Raw genomic sequence first — 22,727 nt, 5'->3', positions numbered from 1 at the left:
CAAGATCATGCGAAATACGGCCATTATTGGGATATTGTTATTACTGGGAGGGAGTTTCCTTTCCTGCAATAAAATGCTGGATATTCCTTCCCACCGTGCTTTAACGGAAGAAAACATGTGGCAGAATAAGAATGATGCCCGTGCAGGCTTAACAGCTTGTTATGCGCTGATGCGTGCAGCGATAGTGAATGAAAATGCGCATTGGGCTTACGGGGATTTGCGGGGAGGAGATTTTCAGGTAACCAAGCGGGGGGATCTGCAGGCAGTAAAAGAAAGCAACCTGAACGCCAACTTTACTACTATGGACCAGTGGCGCGACTGGCGCCGGTTTTATGCCGCTATTGCACAATGTAACCTCACCATTGACCGGTTACCTGGCATCGTAAAAAAAGATTACCGGTATTCACAGAATGAAATGGTGCTGGACCTGGCGCAGGCCAGGTATGTGAGAGCTTTCCTGTATTATTATATGGTGAGGATCTGGGGAGATGTACCATTGGTAACACTGCCGGCAGATGGTACTACCAAAGTGATAGCCCGGGAAAACTGGAGAAAAGTATTGGATTTTTCTATTAGTGAAGCGCTGGCTTCTATAGAAGGACTGCCCTGGAGATATAATGGCCAGTCGCCCGAGCAGCAGGGAGAATACCGTGGACAGGGGATAGGACACCACGCCTCCATATTTGCTACTAAAGGAATGGCCTATACGCTGGCAGCACATGCATATGTTTGGCAGGATGACTATCCTAATGCACTAAAGTATATTGACATCGTGATCAATAACCAGTCTCTGACAGACTATTATTTTGTGAGTGCAGATGAGCTGACCCGGTTGAATGGCTCTTTTTATGGAAGGGGAAGAAGCAATATTTTCCAGATAGACCTGAACTTTGACCATGCTGAAATTGCTTCTACCGGCCAGCTGGAGGACTGGACACTCCGGGAACCGGATATCCCGAAAAGAGAATCCGAAATTTATGTATCTAAAGACAGTATCCTCAGTATTTACAACGAAAGAAGAGATGAGCGCTTTGAACGGTATTTTACCAAGATGAATGAAACCTACCCCGTGTTTTATAAGAACAAACAACTGGATGGTGCTGTAAAGAACCCCACATTAAAACTATACTCTTCCTGTATCATCATATTCCGTTATGAAGAACTGTTCCTGCTCCGTGCTGAATGCAGGTTAAGGTTAGGTATGGACAATGCGGTAGATGATTTGAATACTATCCGCGGGCAAAGAGCATTGAAGAATATCAATGGCAACCTGGTGAAGGGAGATGCTTTGATGGATGCTATATTCCTGGAGCGGCGCCGGGAGCTGATGGGAGAAGGCTGGTATTGGTATGATCTGATCCATTTTAAGAAGATCCCTGTATATACCAATCTGACGCAGGCAGATGTAAACAATGGTGCAGCTTATTGGCCGCTTTCTCAGAGTGCACTGTCAAACAATAAATCACTGGTTCAAAATAGTTTCTGGAAATAATACGCTTGTGCCATGAAAAGAAATTTCTTCCAAATAACAATGGTAATCCTGGTGGCAGGTTGTTGTTACAGTTTTGTGGGCTGTAAAAAAACAATGGAACAATACCGGAATGCCCAGCCTAAATCGGAAGTGCCGGAGAGTACTTACGAATTTCTGAAGAAGCAGGGAGAGCTGTATGATACGCTTTTACAGCTGGTGGATAAACTGAATTTAAAGGATACGCTGAACGATGAAAAGGTCACCTTTTTTGTACCTCAGGATATTAGCATCAAAACGGCCCTCGAAAACTTAAACTTTACCAGGAGAAGATTGGGCCGTGATCCGAACTGGACGATAGACAGTGTACCATTAAATGTATGGGATTCACTGATGCGCCGGTATATCGTGCGGGGAATCATTACCGCTGATTCCATGCGATATGCCGATGGAGCAGATCTGGCTACACTTTATGATTATGATATGCATGCCAGTTTAACAGCTACCAATGCATCCGGTGCTGTAGGAGGAGGTACGCTGGTAGTGGTATATAGCGATAAAAACAGGAATAGGATCAATAAGTTCTGGACACCTGCCCGCACACAGAATGTAGATGTGAAAACAAAAAATGGGATGATGCATATCCTGGAAGGATCGCATGTGTTTGGGTTTATTTCTTTTGTGGGGATGGCGTTTCCGGAATCACTCCTGCCAATACAGGGCCCCTTCCTGGGGTATCCGGCTCCTATACCCGGAATTGTAGAGTCGGCAGATTATGATGAAGGTGGAGAAGGGTTAGCCTTTCATGATAATGATAATGGAAATAATGGTGGTAAGTACAGAGCGGGGGTAGGAGATAATGTGGACATAGAAAACTGTAGTGAAGGAAAGGGCAACGGCGATAGCCCCGGAGGTTCTTACAACGTAGGATGGACAGGCGGTGGAGAATGGATGAATTACACGGTAGACATCAAAGAAGCCGGAACGTATGATGTGGAAACAAGGTTTGCCGGAGGAGATAGTAATGGTAGAATACGGTTATTGATTGATGGTAAAGATGTGAGCGGTTTGATCAACATGTGGTATACCGGTGGCTGGCAGAACTGGGATGGAGTGCATACCACGGTGGAGCTACCAGCAGGGATACATGTTTTACAGTGTTATACAGATAATGGTGGGTTTAATATTCACCGGTTAATCTTTACAAAGAAGTAAAGAAAGTATTGCATGGAGCAAGTGGCGGGGAGCTGACAGCAACCCATTTTAAAACATTAAATGTTATCAAATGAATCGGACAAAATATCATGTGCTGCTCTGTACCGCTATCGGTATAACGTTGGCAACCACCATTACCGGATGCTACGAAAGCCTGTTGCCGAAAGAAAAAAGTTATTTCAGCGAAAATGCCAATTTAGGAAAAGACAGGTATGAGGTAAATCTGGGACGTACGAATGTATTCATCGCGGACTTTAATCCTGATTACTCTACACAACCTTTAACATTTACCATTGAGAATGTGAAGCATGAAGATAGTACCGCCGCTCCGGAATTAAGGGAGGAGATAGATACCTGGCAATGGAAAAAATATTATAAAGGGGATGAGAAAACAATTGCAGAGATAGATGCCAAACGTGAAAAAGCAAAACGTCCGGTATTGGATGTAAGACCCAATTCGGGAGATGTGATTTTCTGGAATACAGATTCCTCAAAAATAAAACCGGGTATCTACACCTTTGATATGCGGGTAAAAAATGATGCAGGACAAAAGGTATTCAGAAAAATAATCCTGCAGGTAAAACGCCCCCGTCCTTATGATCCCTATGAATTTGATGACGTAACGGGATTACAGAAAAAGGAACAGGATGGCAGACTTATTTTTCTGCACCCCGAAGTAGCAGGAATGAAAGATGAGCTGAACAATGATATCAAGCGGGAGGATGTGATTATTTATTTCCACAAAAGAAATGCAGACGGGAATTCGGTAACGTATAAATTCTTTGATAAGGATTCCATGCCCATACCCATTTCCCGTTTTAATGATATGAAATGGGATACGCTGATGTACCGGAGTCCGACTGCGGATGCCTGGGTACATTTTGGATTTAACCGGAAAATGGCAGAAGACAGTACCTCTGTGAAATATGATATCACTAATCCTTTCCCGGTATTGGCGGATGTAGGTACGGGAGGAGAAATGGCCGGCATCAATTTTACCTATACCAGGATAGCCTTTGGTCAACTCCGGAAGGCAGGACTGTCATTTGGATTTGCGATCTATGAGCCTGGCAACTGGGAGATCATTTACAAGTTTAGCAAAAACCCCAAGTTTATCAACGATTGATGGGGAATCATCATTGTCTTAGTTATGCTGTATTCGGATTCTGAAATCTTCTTAAAAAAATATGTGCCATGATTAAACGGTACTCAGGAATGTTGGTTATGCTGCTGATGCAGTTAGTACTATGCTGCACCACCGCATTTGCTCAGCAAAAAATTACAGTTAAAGGCCGCGTTACAGATGCTGCTACCAGGGAAGGAATACCAGGAGTAACGATTATTGATGTGCGTGCTAATAAGGGATTGGGGGTAACGAACCCTGATGGTAATTTTACATTTACCATAGAAAGTGATAAAAGCGTACAGTTCCGTTATGTAGGGTATAAATATGAAACGGCCAAAGTAAAGGCAGTGATGAATATCAGCCTTACCATGGAAAATAAGTCATTGAAAGAAGCAGTGGTAGTAGGATATCAGAAAAGAACCAAGGAAACGGTATCCGGTTCTGTGGCAGTGATTTCTGGTAAGGATCTGCAGGACGTGCCGGTAGGTAATGTGCAGGAATTGTTGCAGGGTAAAGTGGCTGGGTTGAATATTCAGAATAATACCGGTGCACCTGGTTTTCGTGGAACGGTTTCTATCCGTGGGGTTTCCCAGCTGAATATCTCCGGGAATGGTGATCAGGCCTACCTGGCTACCAATAACCCACTGTTGGTAATAGATAACGTTCCTATTGACTTTGATGGTGGGATCTCCCAATCTATGCTGCAACCTGGCGCTGCCACCGGGCCATTGGCGCTGATTCCTCCGGAAGATATCCAGTCTATCGAAATTATGAAGGATGCACAGGCTACCTCCCTGTATGGATCCCGTGGGGCAAACGGGGTAATTGTAATTACCACCAGACGTGGTAATTCACCTACGCCTATCATCGATATCAATAGCAGTGTATTTGTGAATAAAGCGCCTCAGCTGAGACCAACGGTAGGGGGAAATGCAGAGCGCCGGTATCGTATTAATTCAATCCTGCAGAATGCCAGAGATGAGGCGCATGCACGTAATATACTCGGGAATGGAGAACCTAACATCAATGTACAATTCCTGACAGATAGCCTCAATAGTTTTTATAACAATTCTACTGACTGGCAGGGCTTGTTTTATCAAACCACAGTAAATACAAATAATAACGTGCAGGTGAGTGGCGGGGATATCAAAATGAATTACAAGGCCAACCTGGCTTATCAAAGGAATGAAGGGGTTATCAAAAACACCGGCTTCAATAAGTACAGCCTGAACATGCAATTAAATATGCAGCCAAACAAGCGGTTGCGCATAGGAGCGCAGTTGTTTGGGGCATTAGGTCAGAAACAAAGAGGTAATGGCGGAGGGTTAACGGATAATGGTGCCGGAAGTGCATTTACCTCTTCGCTGATGCCAGGTCCTTCTTCATTCATAGGTAACTCCAAGCTGGAAGGTTACAAGAATAATATTGATGATAATAATACCGTGAATATCCGTGGATTTGTGGATGTGGATTATGAGTTTATTGATAATTTCAGAATTAACTCCACCACTTCCTATGATTACTACACAGATACCAGGGATCGTTTCAATCAGGCCTTTTCTAACAATAATCAGACAGGACTGTACGGATTTGTAGGCCGCCATGATGAACTAAATACACGTAATGGTATTAACTATAACTTCAGCAGCAACCGTACCAGTGTGGAAAAAGGGCATAATATTTATGCCAGTATATTCAGTGAAATAAATATTAAAACAGATAATCAGCATATCCGCGATGTGCGTAATGGTCCTAATGATTATTACTGGGGACCTCGCGGATATTCCCCGCGGTTTTATCCTGGTAATCCCTGGAATGATGCGGCAGGAATAAATGTGAATGGGACGCCTGTATCGTATGTATACCATGCAGCGTCCTGGGCAGGGTTTGTATCGTATAATTTCAGAACAAAGTATAGCATAGATCTGGCCTACCGTCTGGATGGTAACTCTGCTGCCGGGGTAAATAATCCTTACACTAAAAATCCATCGGTGGGTGTGCGCTGGAATTTTTCCAAGGAAAATGCCATGCGTGAAATGCACTGGCTGGACTATGGCTCTGTCCGTGTAACCTATGGTGTAAACAGCCGTCCTACCGCTACACTGCTGAACTCATTGGGGGTATATGAGCTGGGAAAACCCTATAATAATATTTCAGGTGTTACACCCCGGTTTGATGTAATGCCTAACCCTTCTCTGGAACCGGAAAAGTCTTCCCAGTTTAACTTTGGGGTAGACCTGGGTTTCCTGAAGAGCCGGATAGAAATCATTTACGATACTTATTATAAACGGAATTACAACTTGGTGCGCGACTACTATTTACCAGATGCTACCGGTTATGGTAAGGTACAGGTAAATGGTGGTGCGATGGTGAACTATGGGCATGAGATATCCATTACTGCACGGCCTATTGCATCTACCAATGTAACAGGCTTTCAATGGACCATTTCCATTAATGGTGCCTACAATAAAGGGATTCTGACAGAGCTGCCTGGTGGTGGTCAGTTTTATCGCTGGGATCAGGGCGCGCCCACCTACCAGTCTATGGCATTGAAGGTAGGCCGCAATCCGATCAGCAATTATATGTATGAAACAACAGGGGTATATCCTACTACCGATGATGTACCGGTAGATCCTGTACGTGGCGTACGCTATAAGGCATTCCTGGGTGGTGGTACACAATACTTTCAGGGAGGAGACCCTATCTGGAAGGACCTGAATGGTGATTACAACCTGGGTGCGGCAGACTACATTATTACGGGGAATCCTGATCCGGCAATCACTGGTGGATTGAACAATACTTTCAGCTACAAGAATTTTTCCCTCAGTATATTTTGTTCTTATCTGAAAGACAGGAGCATCCTGAATAATGCTATTGCAGCCAGGATATGGCGTTTACAGTATCCATGGGCGCTTACTTCAGGCGGTACTGCTGAAGGCCCGGTGAATCTGTATGATCTGAGCCTGCTGGATTCCTGGCAAAGACCTGGCGATATTGCCAAATACCCGGCGGTAGTAGGTTCCTTCCAGCATGATGGCGCAGTAGCACCCAACCGGCTGGACCAGAGTTTATATCAGGAAGATGGCTCTTACTTCAAGATCAACCAGATCACATTTGCTTATAGTTTCCGGAATTTCGGTTTTATGAAGAAGCTGAATCTGCGCATGCTGCGGGCTTATTTAACAGCGTATAATGTGGGCATCTTCTCGCCTTATTCCGGTCCCAATCCGGAAACAGTTACATCACTGGGAAGGGATGATATTAATGGTTATCCTGCTGCCAGCAGTTTCACATTTGGGATAGGTGCTCAATTTTAATGACATTATAAATGAATTCGGTTATGAAAACATGGTACAGAATTGGGCTGCTGTTGTGCTTGCTGATAAGCATGGATGGCTGTAAGAAATTTCTGGAAGTAAAACCGCTGGACACACTTTCGGGAAATGATTTCTGGAAGAATAAAGTAGATGCGGATAAGGCGGTTATAGGTGCTTATAATAAGTTACTGTCAAAGTTTACGAATAGTACATTGTATAACAATGCGGATTTTCGGGCAGGCAACTGGAACTGGTTTGGAAAGGATAATCTGCGTGCATTGGGCTTAAATTTGATGACATCCGGCTGGCTGGGAAGCAGTGATAATACCGCTGATGGTAAATCATGGGCAACCTTTTATCAGGCAATTGCAGCTGCTAATCTGTGTATTGACAGGATTCCCAAGATAGAGCAAAGCGATTTTACGACCGCAGAAAAAAATACCCTGGTAGCAGAAGCGAAGTTTATCCGTTCTTTCATTTACTTCTTTATGGTACGTATGTACGGAGATGTCCCCCTGCAATTTGATGCTTATGATATCAGTATCCGGCCAAGGGTAAAAATGGAAGAGGTATTGAAAACCTGCCTGGAGGATATGGCTTCCTGTAAAGATGATTTGCCGGTAAGTTATTCGGATCCTGCTAACCGGGCTGTAAGAGCCACACAGGGGGCAGCGCTTACCTTGATGGCACATATGAACATGTGGCTGGCAGGATTTGATAAAGCCAATGTGAATAAATACTGGCAGAATGCAGCTGATCTTTCAAAAGAAGTGATGGACCTGCACGCTTACGAACTGGTTCCCTATACCAAGGAATCATTTCAGAACATCTTTAAAGGCCGTTCCGAAGAAGGAATCTTTGAATTGTCGCTTGATATTAACTACGGAGTAGAGTTCCATTCGCTGATTTGCCAATGGACCCTGCATAAACCTATTATTAATTCAGCATTGGATAATGGTGCCAGCAGTGAAATCACCCCGATGATCAAACACCTGAACCGGATGTATCCTCCCGGAGAACCTGACAACCGTTTTACACTCTGGTTTGATGATCCTTACAGCCAGAATAACGGCAAGTCGGCCATGTTCCTGAAATTTTCTTCTGTATCTAACCCGGATACGAGAGATTATGATGCCAACTTTATCCTGTTCCGTTATGCTGACCTGATTTTATTACGGGCAGAAGCACTGGCCAATCTTAAACAGGATGGCGAAGCCATTACTTTATTAAACATGATCCGGAAACGCGCAGGGGCCAGATTGTATACTGGCAACACCGGAAAACCTTTGCAGGATGCTATTTTCCTGGAAAGAGAAAAAGAGCTGATGGGCGAAGGGCATATATGGTATGACTTAGTACGTACCGGACGGGTGATGGATAAGGAAGCGTGCGAAAACTATCTCACAACAGAACAGATGGCCAAACGTGCCTGGACATGGCCCATCTATGATGATGCCGTAAAGAACAATCCGCTGATTACACAAAATGATTACTGGGTGAAATAATGATAAAAGCGATGCTACTCACTGCCAAAAAATATGTTATGAAAAAATTATTGCCAATTGTTGGTATACTGCTATTGGGAGCAATATTGCTGAATGCATGTAAGAAGGATTATTATATAGATACCGGACTTGCTGATCCGCATTATAAGGGGACCATTTATGATTATCTCGCCAACAATCCGCTTTTGCTGGATACGATTGCTTATATCATAGAACGGGCAGGCCTTAAAGAAACTTTACAGAAAGATTCTGTGACTTTTTTCTCTCCAACGGATGATGCGATCAGGAGAGCGATGGATGACCTTAATGAATACCGGTATTTTAGTCTGGAAGATAGTGTATTCCTGAAAGATATTGATCCGGCGGTGTGGAAGCGGTTTTTATCTATGTATATTATGGATGGCCGTCATCTGGCTAAAGATTTTGCCCGGGTAGATCCCAATAATGTCTTTGCTTATCCGGGGATTAACTATGTGATGCAAAGTGGTTACATTTTTAATATAGGGTTGATATATGAGAATTATAATGGCGTAGAAGCGGTGGGCGCGCGTTTGCTGAGGATCACCGACATTTCTTTTGATCCTATGACGTTTAAAAATAATCCTTCTGAAATTGTGGCTACTTCTGATATCCAGCCAACAAACGGTGTCCTGCATGTGCTCAGTACCAGGCATACCTTTGGATTCCGGGGGAATGCATTTTTGCAGATGGCAGAAGAATACTTATTAAACCGGTGATAGGGAACCAGCGAAATATCAAATAACAAAACAAAAATGATTATGAAAGTATATACATATTTCATCCCTGTGTTGCTGGCAGCCTGCATATTAGGTTCCTGTGCAAAAGAAAGCGTTAAAAGTTCCGGTAAGGACCCATACGAAGAAATAGTACTGCCGGCGATCACCATTAAAAAAGATGGAATAAGCCCTACAGAAGGGAAAGTGAATGACGAAGTAACGATCTCCGGGAAGGGATTTGAAAAGAACAAAGATATTATGTCCGTGCTTTTTAACGGACAAAAGGCTACCGTAGTAGCTATAACGGATACTACCGTACGGGTGAAAATTCCTGAACTGGCCAGCACAGGAGGAGTAGCGATACAAGTAGGACAGCAATATTTCTATGGCCCGTTCTTTAAAGTACGGGGTGTGTTTGAAGTGGATCCGCAATTTCCCAGTTTCAGAGGCGCCAATAATATTATCTATGATATCATTCCTGATGGTGACAAATTTGTGATAGTAGGTGAATTTACAGATTATGACAATAAGAGCAAACCTGGCGGGATCAACCGTGTAGCTCGTTTTAATAAGGATGGTATTTTCGATGAAAGTTTCAATTTTGGCGAGAACTCCGGCTCTAATTCTGCCGTGATATGCATAGCGGCAGCTTCCGGAAACAGGTTTATTGTAGGAGGAGCTTTTAATAGTTTTGACAATACACCTTATGCACTGAATATAGGCCGTTTAAATCATGATGGCAGACTGGAAACCGATAAAATTACCCGGCAGATATCAGGCAAGGATGAAGTAATATCTGCTATGAAAGGTGGTGTGTCTGGTTTTATCAACGCAGTGTATGTGCAGCAGGATGGTAAAATTATTGTGGTAGGAGGTTTTCAATATTATGTAAAACCCAACTTTAACCTGATCACCGTAGATGGGTTAAGAGATTCTGTTCACCTGGATTCTACCCGTGTAAATAATATTATCCGCTTGCATCCCGACGGTATCCTGGATACAACCTACAACTATGATCTGGTGAATCACCGGGGAAGAGAAGCGGCAAATGGTTCTATCAATAAAACAATCTTCCTGCCGGATGGTAAGCTACTGGTGGCAGGTAATTTTACCAAATTTAACGGGCAGGAAGTACGCCGTATTACCCGTTTGAATACGGATGGTAGCGTAGACCCAACCTTTAATCCCGGAACAGGAGCGGACCTTGCTATCTACAATATAGAAAGGCAGCCGGCAGATGGAAAGATTCTGATCATGGGAGCGTTTAATAACTATAATGGACAAAAGGTACCGAGAGTAGCCAGGATTACTGCGGATGGTGCATATGACCCCGCCTTTAAGGTAGCCAAGGGAACAGATGGCGCTATTTATGCCGCAAGTGTAATGCCTGGGGGAGAAGTGATATTGGGTGGAACTTTTGATAAGTTTGATGGTATTCCGCGCAATAACGTTGTGGTATTGAACGCAGATGGAACTTTGCATCCTGCATACAATACCAATGGAGGGATCACCCTCGGAGAATACGGTTCAAGAGGTGCATTGGCAAAAATTTTACAGATATCCGGAGAAAAAGCAATGTTTATGGTAGGTAATTTTACCAAGTATGATTACAGTAACCATAACAGGATCGTGAAAATAAAATATCAATAACCTTTGGGGGCTGACCAAAATACTGGTCGGCCCCTTTTTAATGTGCCAGCTGACAGCAACTTTAAATCCCCGTGACCTTATTTTTACTTTTCCAGTTGGCCCGATTTATGAAATTGTGACCCTTTGTATTTGTGATTCATCCTTACGCAAACTTTTACCCGGCATATTTCTTTTACCCTAAATGTAATCCATATGAAAAAAGCCTTATTATTTGCTTTTATCCTGCTCGCAAGTGTAGCGGTTAAAGCACAGGAGAATATTACTGTCAGTTTTCATAACAACGGAAACGGTACCTTGACCTGTCAGGCCCAGCTTGCAGACAGATGGCCTTCCGGTTACCTGGTCACTAATTTTTGCTGGTGCAGTGTTACCGTTTATGAAGTATTAAGTAACGGAACGGAGGTGCAGTTATCGAATGTTGCAGGGAATAATCTTTTCAAAACCATTGATGTAGTAAATGGGATCAGTAGCACCGTTGTCTTATCATCAGGCGCGGCTTCGTCAAAGTATTATGTCCAGCTATGGCATTATCATCCCTGGGATATTCCCAGTGCCTATATGATACAGGAAACGAATACTGTACCTAAGGCGGCCATCTGACCTGAACAGTGTTTTTTTTCTTCACCTCAAATTTAATCAACATGAAAAAATTAGTATTGTTTGTTTTATTGCTGGTAGCCACCAGTACTGTAAATGCACAGGAGTATTTGTATGCCACCTACCAAAATAATAATAATGGTACCATTAGCTGCTCATTCAGGCTTTATGACAGATGGCCTGCAGGCTACCTGGTGGCCAATGATTATTGGTGCAGTTTAACGCTGGTAGAGGTATTGGCAGATAACTCAGAACATACATTATCTTATTTGTCGGTACCTTACCCAAGTGGGTTGTTCCATACCATTGATGTGGTAAATACGCTGAATGTGGATGCTACCGTATATTCAGGCGCGGCTACTTCAAAATATTATGTCCGTATCATGCAATATTATCCTTTAAGTGGTAGTTCATTATACATGGTGAAGGATACAAAAACTTATCCATCGTACGCTAACTGAGGAACCGGGATTTGTTTCAATCACCGGGTAAAAGTTTATATCTTACAAAAGGTAACGGTTGTTCCATATGCGGAGCAACCGTTACCTTTTAAGCAATTTATAATAAGTATTTAATAATTGGCAGTAATGATCAGCAGGATTACAAGCATTATTATTTTTTTATGGCTGGGCACCACTGTAGCAACCGCACAAAAGTTTTCAGGCAAGGTTTTTATCGACAAAAATGAAAATGGTCAGCCGGATGCCACAGAACAGGGAATGGGGAATATACGTGTTTCAGATGGGTTGCATGTAACAGTAACCGATGCCGGAGGGAATTATACACTGCCGGGGCATAACAGGTCCAGGTTTATATTTCTGACTACTCCTGCAGGTTATAAAACTGTTGGTACATTTTTCCGCAGTGTGGGCGAAAAGCCGGATACCTGCAATTTTGGTATCGTACCTATGCCGCAAAAAGCATCAGGAAATGCCACCTTTCTCCGGATGACAGATACAGAAACACCTATGTATGGAGCGTGGGTGACTGAGATCAAAAAATATGCGGCAACGGAAGGCGTGGATTTTCTCATTCATACCGGTGATATTTGTTATGAAGAAGGCATGAAATTTCATGCCCGTCAGTTAAACACCGGAACAATGGGGTTGCCGGTTTATTACTGCATTGGCAACCATGACCTGGTAAAGGGGGCTTATGGTGAGGAGTTATATGAAAAATTATTTGGCCCGGTGTTTTACTCCTTTGATGTAGGGAATGTACATTTTATCGTAACTCCTATGGCCTCCGGCGATTATACCCCTTCTTATACTGCGGATGATGTATACCAATGGCTGAAAAATGATCTGGCACAGGCAGACCCTGACAAGGCCATTGTCATTTTTAATCATGACCTGCTCACGTATGATAGTGCATTTGTTTTTCATTCCGGCAAAGGAGCAAGCATTGATTTAAATAAGTATCCATTAAAGGCCTGGATATACGGGCACTGGCATTTTAATTTTTCCAGGGAGCATGGCAACAGTGGTATCCGTTCTATCTGCAGTGCCCCGGCAGTTGGCGGGGGTATTGATAATAGTGCCAGCAATTTTGAGCTGATATCTGTAAATAAACAGGGGCTGGTAAAAATACAACGGCGGTATACTTACGTAGACCGGAAAATGGCATTGGTATCTCCTGCCGCGAATATGTATGTACCTGCTGGTGGTAAAGTACCGGTAAGTGTTAATGTATATCATACTGCAGCTATCGTCGATAAGGTGGTTTTCCGGTTGTATGATCAGAAAGGTCATTTGCAGCAAAGTATTCCGTTACATGCAAAAACAGACTGGAACTGGGGAGCCGTTATGCAGGTGCCCGCCGGGAATCAGTCCTGGTATACTACGGTGGAGGCTACCCTGAAAAGTGGGGAGGTATTATTCCGCAGAGACACCTTTGCACTTAACAGAAAGCCGGTTACCCTGGCAGCAGGTGCAGATTGGCCAGCGTTATTAAACAATGCACAACGCAATGGAGTGGTAGCAGCCTCTAAAAGCGGAAAGCCGGTATTGGCCTGGACTACCAATGTGGGTGGGAATATCTGGAAAGCCTCCCCGGTATATGCTGCAGGAAAGGTGTTTACAGCAACTATTGATGATGAAGAGAATAAGCATTGCGGTATTACAGCATTGAATGCTGCTGATGGTAAAATGATCTGGCAGTATAAAACACGTAATTCCATAAAACATGCCATTACCTATACCGCCAATATGATCCTGGCCACAGATGCAGAGGGGATCACTTATGCTTTAAAAGCGGACAACGGGCAGCTATTGTGGAAACATACCGGAGCGATAAAAGGATTACCGGGTTTTTATGGAGGAGGGGTAGCAGACAAAGGTGTTTATTATACCGGACAGGGAAGCAGTCTGCATGCCTTGCAGATAAAGGATGGGAGCGTGATCTGGACTAACCAATCCTGGAAGGGAGGGGATGGTACCCCCGCAGCTATGGCGCTGGAAAATAACCTGTTGGTCACATCTGCTAACTGGCAGGCGTTGTTTGCACATGACGCTATAAATGGTAAATTACTTTGGAAACGTGACGATGAAGGTATCCGTTTCAGAAGTGGTACCCCGGCTTTTTACGATGGAAAGTTGTATGTGTATGGGATCAACAAGCTGCATGTGATTGACCCGCTTACGGGAAAAACAGTAGAAGAGATAGCGATGCGGTATGACCTTAAAACAATGACAGCACCGGTAGTTACAGAAAAGCATCTGATCGTGTGTACGGCCGCTGATGGTGTGGTAGCATATGATAAGGCTACACGGGCACAGGCCTGGCAGTTTGTACCCGGAGAAGCCATGTTTTATTCTGCCCCGTATTCAAGGCCGGCTTCCGCCACAATTGAATCTACCCCGGTAAAAATCGGAGATCATTTGTATTTCGGCGCCAGCGATGGTTATTTTTATGTGTTATCAGCTGCTGATGGCAGTGTGGTAGCCAGGTATAACCTGGGCAGCCCGGTATTTGCAGAAGTAGCTGTTAGCGGTAATATGTTGTTCACTGCTGATTTTTCGGGCAACGTGTGTGCGTTCAGGCTTTAATTAAAAAATACTTATTTTCGATAGATAGCTCATTACTACCCTAATTACAAAAGTATGTTTACAATAGATGCACATCTGGACCTTAGTATGAATGCGATGGAATGGAACAGGGATTTACGGCAACCTGTATCTGCCATCCGGGAGCGCGAAGCAGGCATGAAGGATAAGCCGGACCGGGGTAATGGCACCGTTGCTTTCCCTGAGTTAAGAAAAGGAAATATCGGATTGGTAGTAGCAACTCAGATAGCGCGTTATGTAGCGCCTGACAATGCTTTGCCGGGATGGCATTCGCCGGAGCAGGCCTGGGCCCAAACGCAGGCACAGGCTGCCTGGTATAAAGCGATGGAAGATGCCGGAGAAATGGTGATGATAAAAGAAAAAGCAGACCTGGAACAGCACCTGGCCTTATGGAACGACGGCACACCAGCAGACCATAAACCTATTGGGTATATTCTCAGTCTGGAAGGGGCTGATTCGCTTATTACGCTGGATCATCTGTATATAGCATCGGCACGTGGTTTGCGGGCGGTGGGACCGGCCCATTATGGCCCTGGGCGCTATGCCAATGGTACGGATGCCACCGGGCATTTAAATGAGGATGGACGGATGCTGCTTAAAGCGATGGAAGAGCTGAATATGATTTTGGATGCTACCCATTTATGTGATGATGCTTTCTGGGATGCCATGGAGCTTTTTAACGGCCCTGTATGGGCCAGCCATAATAATTGCCGGGCATTGGTAGATCATAACCGGCAGTTCAGCGATGAAATGATCCGTGCATTGATTGCAAAAGGTGCAGTAATAGGCGGCGCACTGGATGCCTGGATGATGGTACCTGGCTGGGTACGTGGAAAATCAACACCACGGGAGATGGGCTGTGACCTGGAAAAAATGCTGGACCATATGGATCATATTTGCCAGCTGGCAGGTAATACCCTACATATAGGCATTGGAACAGATCTGGACGGCGCCTATGGTAAAGAGCAGTCGCCTTATGATCTGGATACGATTGCTGATTTGCAGCGGTTGCCCGACATGCTCGCCAAAAGAGGGTATGGACCGGAGGATATTGAGAATATTATGCATGGCAACTGGACCCGTTTTTTAAAACATGCGTGGAAATAATCCGCTGTTTACAGACATAAAAAAAGAGATCACCACAATGGTGATCTCTTTTTTGTGGAGGATATCGGACTCGAACCGATCACCTCAAACATGCCATGCTTGCGCTCTACCAGATGAGCTAATCCCCCTTTTATAACTGGTAATTCCCCTTGCGGGAGTGCAAAAATATATCTTTTCCCGGAATATCAAGCGATTTATAAAAAATCTTTAAAAATTCCTTCTATGGTTTCTTTAATATCTTTCATCAATAGTGGTTTCCGCAGGAGTTTGTATACCAAAGGATTGGCATTGGTGCGTGTAATATCACCATAATCAAGGGAGGACGACACCATGATGATGTGGCATTGTGATTTGATTTTATACGGATAGGTATCGAAAGCCCGTAGGAATTCAAATCCATCCATTTCCGGCATTTGAATATCCAGTAAAATGACGGTAGGAGGAATTTTAGGCAGAGAAATATTAGACGACAGGAATTCCAGTGCCTTGTTCGCATTGGAAAATGTGATCACGGTTCTACTGAGATGTTGAAGTGTAATCAACCGCTCATGCAGCAATAAATCGATGTCATTGTCATCTATTAATATGACACGCAGATCAGGTATCGAATTCATTTCTGTTTGGGATGGTAATTTCAAATTGTGTGCCTTCTCCGTACTTGGATTCTACATTAATTGTACCACCAATTTTGTTTAATGCTTCTTTTACAATGTACAGACCAATACCACTACCAGGTTTATTATTGTTTTTGGAGCGGAAAAACATTTTGAAAATGTTGTTCAGGTGCTCACTCAAAATGCCGATGCCATTGTCTTTAATCCATATTGTAGCCTTGTGGGGTTCTACTTTTACCGATAGGTCTACCAGCGGATTGGATTCATCCGGTTTCTGGTATTTGACAGCATTGGAGATCAGGTTATTCAGGATCACGCTGATCCTGAAGGTATCTCCTTTAAAGTCAAATGCCTGGTCTACGTTCATCTGGAACTGAATAGAAGTATCCTGAGGCTGGAATGCAATAATACAGTCGTTCAGCAGGTTATTAAAGTCGATTTTCTCATATTCTACATCCAGCCTGGAATTCCGGTAGTATTCAATGATCTTTTGAATAAAACCATCCAGTTTCAGGATGCAGGATTCTATCATACCCACATAATTGTTAGGATCCACAACGGAATTATCCAGCCTGGTCAGGTTGATGATGCCCAGAACAGACATTAATGGAGAGCGCAGATCATGAGAGGTAGAGTAGATAAACCGGTTTAGTTCATCATTGGTTTTTTCGAGTTCTTCTATTTTTTCCTTTAGCTGCTTACGGGTACGGTATATTTCGTAGGCATTATTGATTGTTCTGTGCAGTTCATTTTCATCCCAGGGTTTTTTGATATAGGAAAATATATGCCCTTTGTTGATGGCATCAATAATATCTTCCACATCGGTATACCCCGTAAGGAGAATCCTGATAGGGTCCGGGAGGGTTTCCTTTATTTCATTAAAGAAGTCGACCCCTGTGGCCACAGGCATTTTCTGGTCCGCAATGATGATGTGCACCATTATTTCTTTCAATAACAGTTTCCCTTCCTGCGCGGAGTTAGCAGTATAAATTTCATAACTTCTTCTGAAACTTGCTTTAAAGGCATTGAGGTTATGAACTTCATCATCAATATAGAGTATTCTGATACGGCTATCTTTCATTAGGGCATTTAAGATAAGGTTGAACGGTTTGCTATATCTAAAGGTAAATATATAATAAATTCTGCACCCTCGCCAGGAGCGGAATTTACAATTATTTTGCCATGATGCTTTTCAATGATACTGAAAACGATAGAAAGGCCCAGGCCAGTCCCTTCTCCTACATCTTTAGTGGTAAAGAAAGGATCGAAGATTTTTTCCCTTACCGCCGCGCTCATACCTATACCGGAATCTTTGATTTTGATGGAAATAAGGTTCTCACTTTCCCGGTTGGTAGTGATGCTGATATACTCATCACCGCCTTCCGGTTTGCTTTTAATGGCATTGAGGGCATTGGTAAAGATGTTCATGAACACCTGGTTGATTTTCCCGGCATAGCATTCTATTTTGGGAAGATCTGCATAATTTTTAATGATTTTCAGGTTGGAAGGGGTACTGTTTCTCAATAAAACCAGGGTAGAATCGAGTCCTTCATGAATATCGATGGATTTTACATCGCTTTCATCCAGGCGGCTGAAGGTACGGAGTCCTTTAACAATTTCAGCCGTACGGGTAGCTCCATCTTCGATGCCTTTAATGAGGGAGTTGATTTCCTCATGAATATAATCGATATCTATTTCCCGCTTGTAAGCTGCAATTTCTTTCAGTCCTTTTGAAATATCCGGACTGCCTTCCAGGCCCTCGTATTTGTCTAACACGCTTCTGAGGTCGGCAATATCTAGTTTCAGTGGTTTAATGTTGGAAGTAACGAAGTTAATAGGATTGTTGATTTCGTGGGCAATACCCGCCGTGAGCTGACCGAGGGAAGCCATTTTCTCTTTTTCTACCAGTTGGGTCTGGGCTTCTTTCAAGTTAGTCAGTGCAACATGCAATTCCTGGTTGCTGGATTGTAAGGCTTCCGTTCTTTCCTGTACTTTGGTTTCCAATATGATATTTTGTTCTTTCACCAGCCGTTCGTTCTCCAGGGATGCGCTCAGGGCCAGGGCCTGTGAAGTTTCTTTTTCGGCTTTCAGCACATTTATTTTATGGGCCAGGGCAAAGGAAAGTAAGAGTGCTTCCAGTGCAGAGCCAAATTGCAAAGCATAATAGGTATAGTTATTATAGGGCAGGACATTAAAGTTCCTGAGCACAAATACGCATACACTGACGAGGAAAATAGACCAGGCCGCCAGGAAAAAACGCGCGGGGGCAAAACCTGCCAGGTTAATCCGATAGGCCACTATAAAAATGAGTACTGAACCGGTAAAGGCACCTACCTGTACCCATAATTGGGCAATAGTATAATAATCCAGGAAGGTGGGGATAAAACAACCCAGATAAAAATAGATCACATAGTTCAGCAGCTTATGCCCCAGGGGGAAGTTCTCTTTTGTTAATAAGAACTGCTGCACAAACATCAGAGCGGTGAGCCCGTTCAGGATAGGTACCAATACGGTAGCATGCATGGCCAGCCAGGGAATCTCCGGATAGAGAAACCTGAAGGTATAGCCTTGCAGGGTAGCCTGGGTTAGTCCTACACAGATGTTATAGCATACGTATATCAGGTAGCTGTTGTCTCTAACGGAAATATATATGAAGAGGTTATAGAAGGTCATAGCCAGGATAACCCCGATGTATATACCAAAGATCAGTTCCCGTTCGTCATTCTTTTCAAATACAAGCTCTGCAGGGCCGATAAATACGGGCAGTTGCAGCTGTTCCCCTGCTTTTACTTTAATATAGTAAGTACGGGAGGAGTCTGTAGGGATATTGAGTGAAAAGGTATAGTTCTGGTGATTGAACGGCCGGTTATGGAAGCTGGTAAATTCCCCCAGTCGGGTAGCTTTCATCTCCCCGTTTGGCAAAGGCTCATACAGGGTGATATCATCAATGATCGGCGATTCAACTTCCAGTAATAATTTGGTAAGGGTAGATCTGTTTTCCAGTGTAAATTTTACCCAGTGGGTATAGGGAGTAATCTGTAAATTGGGCACCTCCTGATTGGCGGAGGTAAAAGTTTGCAATTTAGCCTCTTCAAATGACAGCTTGTTGCTTTTATCGGTATACAGCTCCAGGTGTTTCCCTATTTGTATTAACCGGGATTGGTTGGTATACACCACCGGATCGGCAGCTATCAAACGAAAGCTGAACAGGATGGTAAAAAGCGATAAAATAAGAATGCGTATAGGCATGTTGCTATTTCCTTTCTCGACTATTAAATTGATTAGCAGTATGCAAATTAGGGATTAGCAAGCTGTAATTTACTTCATAGGATCCTTTAGGGCCCACTTCTACTTTGGTTTGTATGGGGTTTTCCCGCAGGTCGTAAATCAGTTCCCGTTCTTTAGGATCAGCAAAGGGCAGCGCATATGCATCCTTGATGACCATTGCCGTAGCGATAAAGTCATCTTTCGGGTAGTAGAAAGTACCGTTGTTGCCCAGGGAAGTATCAATGGCGAATCCCACCCTTTTAGCCATTCTGGCGGTAATGGGAGCCCCCAGGGCATGGACGAGGTCTACCGGTAGCTGGGAGATCAGTACTACAGCCACCCTGGATAGGATCTGGCTGCCGATACCCATGCCTGCCACTTCTTTGGAGTTCCACATCCCACACACTTCTGCACTACCTTTCCTTACGTAAGTATGAATTTTAGGATCATATTTGCCGATGGCTGTTTCGATAGGCAGGGGAAGCTGGCCATCCGCCAACTGTACCCGTGCACCTCCGTATGTTTTTGTACCATCTTCATTTTCTACGATCACTACAATGGTATCCTCATGGTGCATCCAGTCAGCACTGCCGGACGTTATTTTGGCGATGCCAAAATAAATCTCCAGTAACTTCAGATGTCCTTCATAAAACCTCATACAGGCTTCTGGGTCATCCGGCGCCTTAAATACCCTTACATTAATCATGATGTTACAGAATCGCCTTTTATGCTTAGCGCATTTTGGTACGTTAAACAATCAGTTGCTCAAAATCTACATAGTACCTGCCTGAGTTGCTGAACTGATTCAGCAGGATCCTCCGGCAGGTATCAGTTACTACTGCTCCTCCCAAAACCACAGAAGATGCCAGTTGCGGCCAGGTGGTAATGGTTTTGCCAATTTCACCTAATGAAAATTTTAGTCTGTCAGACATCTTATCCATGTCCAGCATAGGCCGGAAAATGGGTATTTTCTCTGCATCTGTTAAATGGCGGAGACTCTTTATATCAATCTCCGGTATTAATCCATGCAGTAAAGGGCGATCCGGCTCGAGGTCAAAACGTTCTACATCTACCATGCCACGGTCGTTGGTGTCCATTACTACCGGTATTTTCAGTGCTTTCGCTTTAACGCGGCTTAATATTTTGATATCTACCCCATCACATTCTTCTACCAGCATATCGAGATTGCCACCATTGGTGAAAAAATCATCAAGATTTTCTTCGGTAGCGCCATCGAGATAGCATTTTACCCGCAAAAAGGGGTCCAGTTCTGCTATTTCCCTAGCCACCACCACTACTTTATGTACCTGGATATTATGCAGTCCGGTCCGGATACGGTTCATATTGGTGAGTTCCACCTTATCAAAATCGGCTAGCCGGAGTTCTCCGCAAACCCGTTCCATAGCCAGGGTAAGTGCCACAGACTGTCCTACGGAGAGGCCGATAATGCCTATTTTTTTGCTTTTCAGCAGTTTTTGTTCTTCCAGGGTGATTTTATGCATATTACGGCTGGTCCGTAAAGCGATGAATTCTGCTTCATCAACAATGTGTACCACTCTGCCGGACCATGGATAATATACCCATACCCCGTATGTTTCTATTGGTTGATTACCAAGGTGTTGCTGTACCGCGCCTGCGGTTTCTTCCGGTGAAAGTTTTCTGGTGGGATTACTTATTTTGATGAGTTCTTTTAGCTGGGACAATATCTCGTCCGTGACCTGTAAATGTGCGTTTTGACTTAATAACTCTAAAAAAGCCTGGTGATCCTGTTCCTGGTTTAAGCGGTATAATATTGGTGTGTATACTGCTTGATGGTCCGGCACCTTACTCAGGTATTGCTTCAAATTCATCATCGTACTTCATTATTAATTAACGGCATTAGCCGGGCAAATATCGATTGTATAGGCGAAAATCAGTATTAAAAAGAATTAAAGTCATTCACGGTCAACTTCCTATGGAAAGGAGGGTATAAAATTTAGCCTCCTGCTCTCTTACTTACATATGTTGGCTGGAATACTACAAGCACGTTATACACTGGGCAAAACTGCATGTTCAGTGCCAGGATAAATAGTTCCATTTTCAGCTAAAACAAATTAAATGTGTTTCCTCACATGAAGGTAATGGTAAAATAATATTATTTTGGAATAAACTGTTAATTATTCTCCGGTTTTTTAGATAAAACGAAATAATAACCTGCATCTTGGCCCATTATTGACACTTGGTGTAAAATTTGATGCTTTTTAGTTGTGATCTGTTAGCTTTGTTACTTCATCATTTTACAAACTTCAACTTAATGGTATATGGATAAAAGAGAATTTATTAAGCTGGCCAGTTTAGCAGGCGTAGCGGCGCTGGCTAATCCTGGTGCAATATTGGCCTCACCTGCTAAAGGCGCTTCGAAAACTGCTTTTCCTGCTGGTCCAAAAGCTCCTTTTGAATTACCGGCATTACCTTTTGCGGCAGATGCGCTGGAGCCCAATATTGATAAGATGACTATGGAGATTCACCATGATAAACATCATGGCGCCTATGTTAAAAACCTGAACGAAGCATTAAAAAGCTCTCCGTTGGCAAGCTTTACGCTGGAGGAAATACTGGCTAAAGTCACGGAAAAAGATAAAGCTATCCGGAATAATGGCGGTGGACATTATAACCACTCCCTTTTCTGGACCCTTTTATCGCCTCAAAAAACTACCCCTTCTGATAAAATTACCGGTGCTGTCAACAAGGCTTTTGGTTCCTGGGATACCTTCCAGCAAAAGTTCAATGATGCTGCCAAAGGTGTATTCGGTTCAGGTTGGGCCTGGCTGATTGTTACGCCAGATAAGAAATTAGCCGTTATCTCTACACCCAATCAGGACAACCCACTGATGCATAAAATAGTGAAAGAGCGGGGTACCCCGATATTAGCGCTGGATGTATGGGAACATGCTTATTACCTGAAATATCAGAATAAGCGCCCGGACTATATCGCAGCTTTCTGGAATGTGGTTAACTGGAATGAGGTAGAGAAAAGATACGTGGCGGCGATAAGTTAAGCGCCTTTAGCTATTAGCTTT

The 22,727-nt window shown here is 43.6% G+C and carries 17 protein-coding genes and 1 tRNA gene; 12 read left to right on the top strand and 6 right to left on the bottom strand.

From position 1 onward, the window contains the following. Positions 1–7: 7 nt before the first annotated feature. The 11 genes from ABR189_RS14115 to ABR189_RS14065 all read left to right on the top strand — a co-directional run bounded on the left by ABR189_RS14115 (position 8) and on the right by ABR189_RS14065 (position 15,787). Entirely contained in the window at positions 8–1,492 is a 1,485-nt protein-coding gene (locus ABR189_RS14115) for a RagB/SusD family nutrient uptake outer membrane protein (RefSeq protein WP_354661159.1), read from the top strand. Between the two features lie 12 nt (positions 1,493–1,504). Beyond that, the gene (locus tag ABR189_RS14110; RefSeq protein WP_354661158.1) at positions 1,505–2,683 is read left to right on the top strand and encodes a carbohydrate-binding protein; all 1,179 of its coding nucleotides are present in this window, start codon (positions 1,505–1,507) and stop codon (positions 2,681–2,683) included. A gap of 70 nt (positions 2,684–2,753) precedes the next feature. After that, the gene (locus ABR189_RS14105) at positions 2,754–3,809 is read left to right on the top strand and encodes a DUF5007 domain-containing protein (RefSeq protein WP_354661157.1); all 1,056 of its coding nucleotides are present in this window, start codon (positions 2,754–2,756) and stop codon (positions 3,807–3,809) included. Positions 3,810–3,877: 68 nt separating this feature from the next. Next, positions 3,878–7,126: a SusC/RagA family TonB-linked outer membrane protein gene (locus ABR189_RS14100; RefSeq protein ID WP_354661156.1), complete on the top strand. Its 3,249-nt coding sequence runs from the start codon at positions 3,878–3,880 to the stop codon at positions 7,124–7,126. 23 nt (positions 7,127–7,149) lie between these two features. Beyond that, on the top strand, positions 7,150–8,631 hold the full coding sequence (locus ABR189_RS14095; RefSeq protein WP_354661155.1) for a RagB/SusD family nutrient uptake outer membrane protein: 1,482 nt from the start codon (positions 7,150–7,152) through the stop codon (positions 8,629–8,631). 38 nt (positions 8,632–8,669) lie between these two features. Further along, positions 8,670–9,368 carry a fasciclin domain-containing protein gene (locus ABR189_RS14090; RefSeq protein ID WP_354661154.1) on the top strand — a complete coding sequence of 233 codons (699 nt, stop codon included), beginning with the start codon at positions 8,670–8,672 and terminating at the stop codon, positions 9,366–9,368. A gap of 42 nt (positions 9,369–9,410) precedes the next feature. Then, the gene (locus tag ABR189_RS14085) at positions 9,411–11,018 is read left to right on the top strand and encodes an IPT/TIG domain-containing protein (protein ID WP_354661153.1); all 1,608 of its coding nucleotides are present in this window, start codon (positions 9,411–9,413) and stop codon (positions 11,016–11,018) included. Between the two features lie 192 nt (positions 11,019–11,210). Then, positions 11,211–11,618, top strand: coding sequence for a hypothetical protein (locus ABR189_RS14080; RefSeq protein ID WP_354661152.1), 408 nt, complete (start codon positions 11,211–11,213; stop codon positions 11,616–11,618). A gap of 41 nt (positions 11,619–11,659) precedes the next feature. After that, positions 11,660–12,076, top strand: a complete 417-nt coding sequence (locus ABR189_RS14075) for a hypothetical protein (protein ID WP_354661151.1) — start codon at positions 11,660–11,662, stop codon at positions 12,074–12,076. Between the two features lie 126 nt (positions 12,077–12,202). Beyond that, entirely contained in the window at positions 12,203–14,662 is a 2,460-nt protein-coding gene (locus tag ABR189_RS14070) for an outer membrane protein assembly factor BamB family protein (RefSeq protein ID WP_354661150.1), read from the top strand. A gap of 54 nt (positions 14,663–14,716) precedes the next feature. Next, on the top strand, positions 14,717–15,787 hold the full coding sequence (locus ABR189_RS14065; RefSeq protein WP_354661149.1) for a dipeptidase: 1,071 nt from the start codon (positions 14,717–14,719) through the stop codon (positions 15,785–15,787). A 55-nt stretch (positions 15,788–15,842) separates the two neighbouring features. Here the strand turns inward: ABR189_RS14065 and ABR189_RS14060 are convergent. The 6 genes from ABR189_RS14060 to ABR189_RS14035 form a co-directional block, all read right to left on the bottom strand. Further along, positions 15,843–15,915 (bottom strand) — tRNA-Ala (locus ABR189_RS14060). A gap of 66 nt (positions 15,916–15,981) precedes the next feature. Further along, positions 15,982–16,401 carry a response regulator gene (locus ABR189_RS14055; RefSeq protein ID WP_354661148.1) on the bottom strand — a complete coding sequence of 140 codons (420 nt, stop codon included), beginning with the start codon at positions 16,399–16,401 and terminating at the stop codon, positions 15,982–15,984. Further along, positions 16,385–17,482 (bottom strand): sensor histidine kinase, encoded by a 1,098-nt coding sequence (locus tag ABR189_RS14050; RefSeq protein ID WP_354661147.1) that lies wholly within the window; start codon positions 17,480–17,482, stop codon positions 16,385–16,387. Before ABR189_RS14050 ends, ABR189_RS14055 begins: the two co-directional genes overlap by 17 nt. 8 nt (positions 17,483–17,490) lie before the next feature. Further along, positions 17,491–19,650, bottom strand: a complete 2,160-nt coding sequence (locus ABR189_RS14045; protein ID WP_354661146.1) for a sensor histidine kinase — start codon at positions 19,648–19,650, stop codon at positions 17,491–17,493. Positions 19,651–19,654: 4 nt separating this feature from the next. Further along, entirely contained in the window at positions 19,655–20,374 is a 720-nt protein-coding gene (locus tag ABR189_RS14040; RefSeq protein WP_354661145.1) for a hypothetical protein, read from the bottom strand. A 43-nt stretch (positions 20,375–20,417) separates the two neighbouring features. Then, positions 20,418–21,521, bottom strand: coding sequence for an Rv1355c family protein (locus tag ABR189_RS14035; protein WP_354661144.1), 1,104 nt, complete (start codon positions 21,519–21,521; stop codon positions 20,418–20,420). A 447-nt stretch (positions 21,522–21,968) separates the two neighbouring features. Between ABR189_RS14035 and ABR189_RS14030 the strand changes: the two genes are divergently transcribed. After that, positions 21,969–22,706: a superoxide dismutase gene (locus ABR189_RS14030; protein ID WP_354661143.1), complete on the top strand. Its 738-nt coding sequence runs from the start codon at positions 21,969–21,971 to the stop codon at positions 22,704–22,706. The last annotated feature ends 21 nt before the right edge of the window (positions 22,707–22,727 follow it).

This window comes from Chitinophaga sp. H8, from assembly GCF_040567655.1.
GTDB lineage: Bacteria > Bacteroidota > Bacteroidia > Chitinophagales > Chitinophagaceae > Chitinophaga > Chitinophaga defluvii.
Note: the sequence above shows the minus strand (reverse complement) of the source record. Positions and strands in the feature narration are given on the sequence as shown.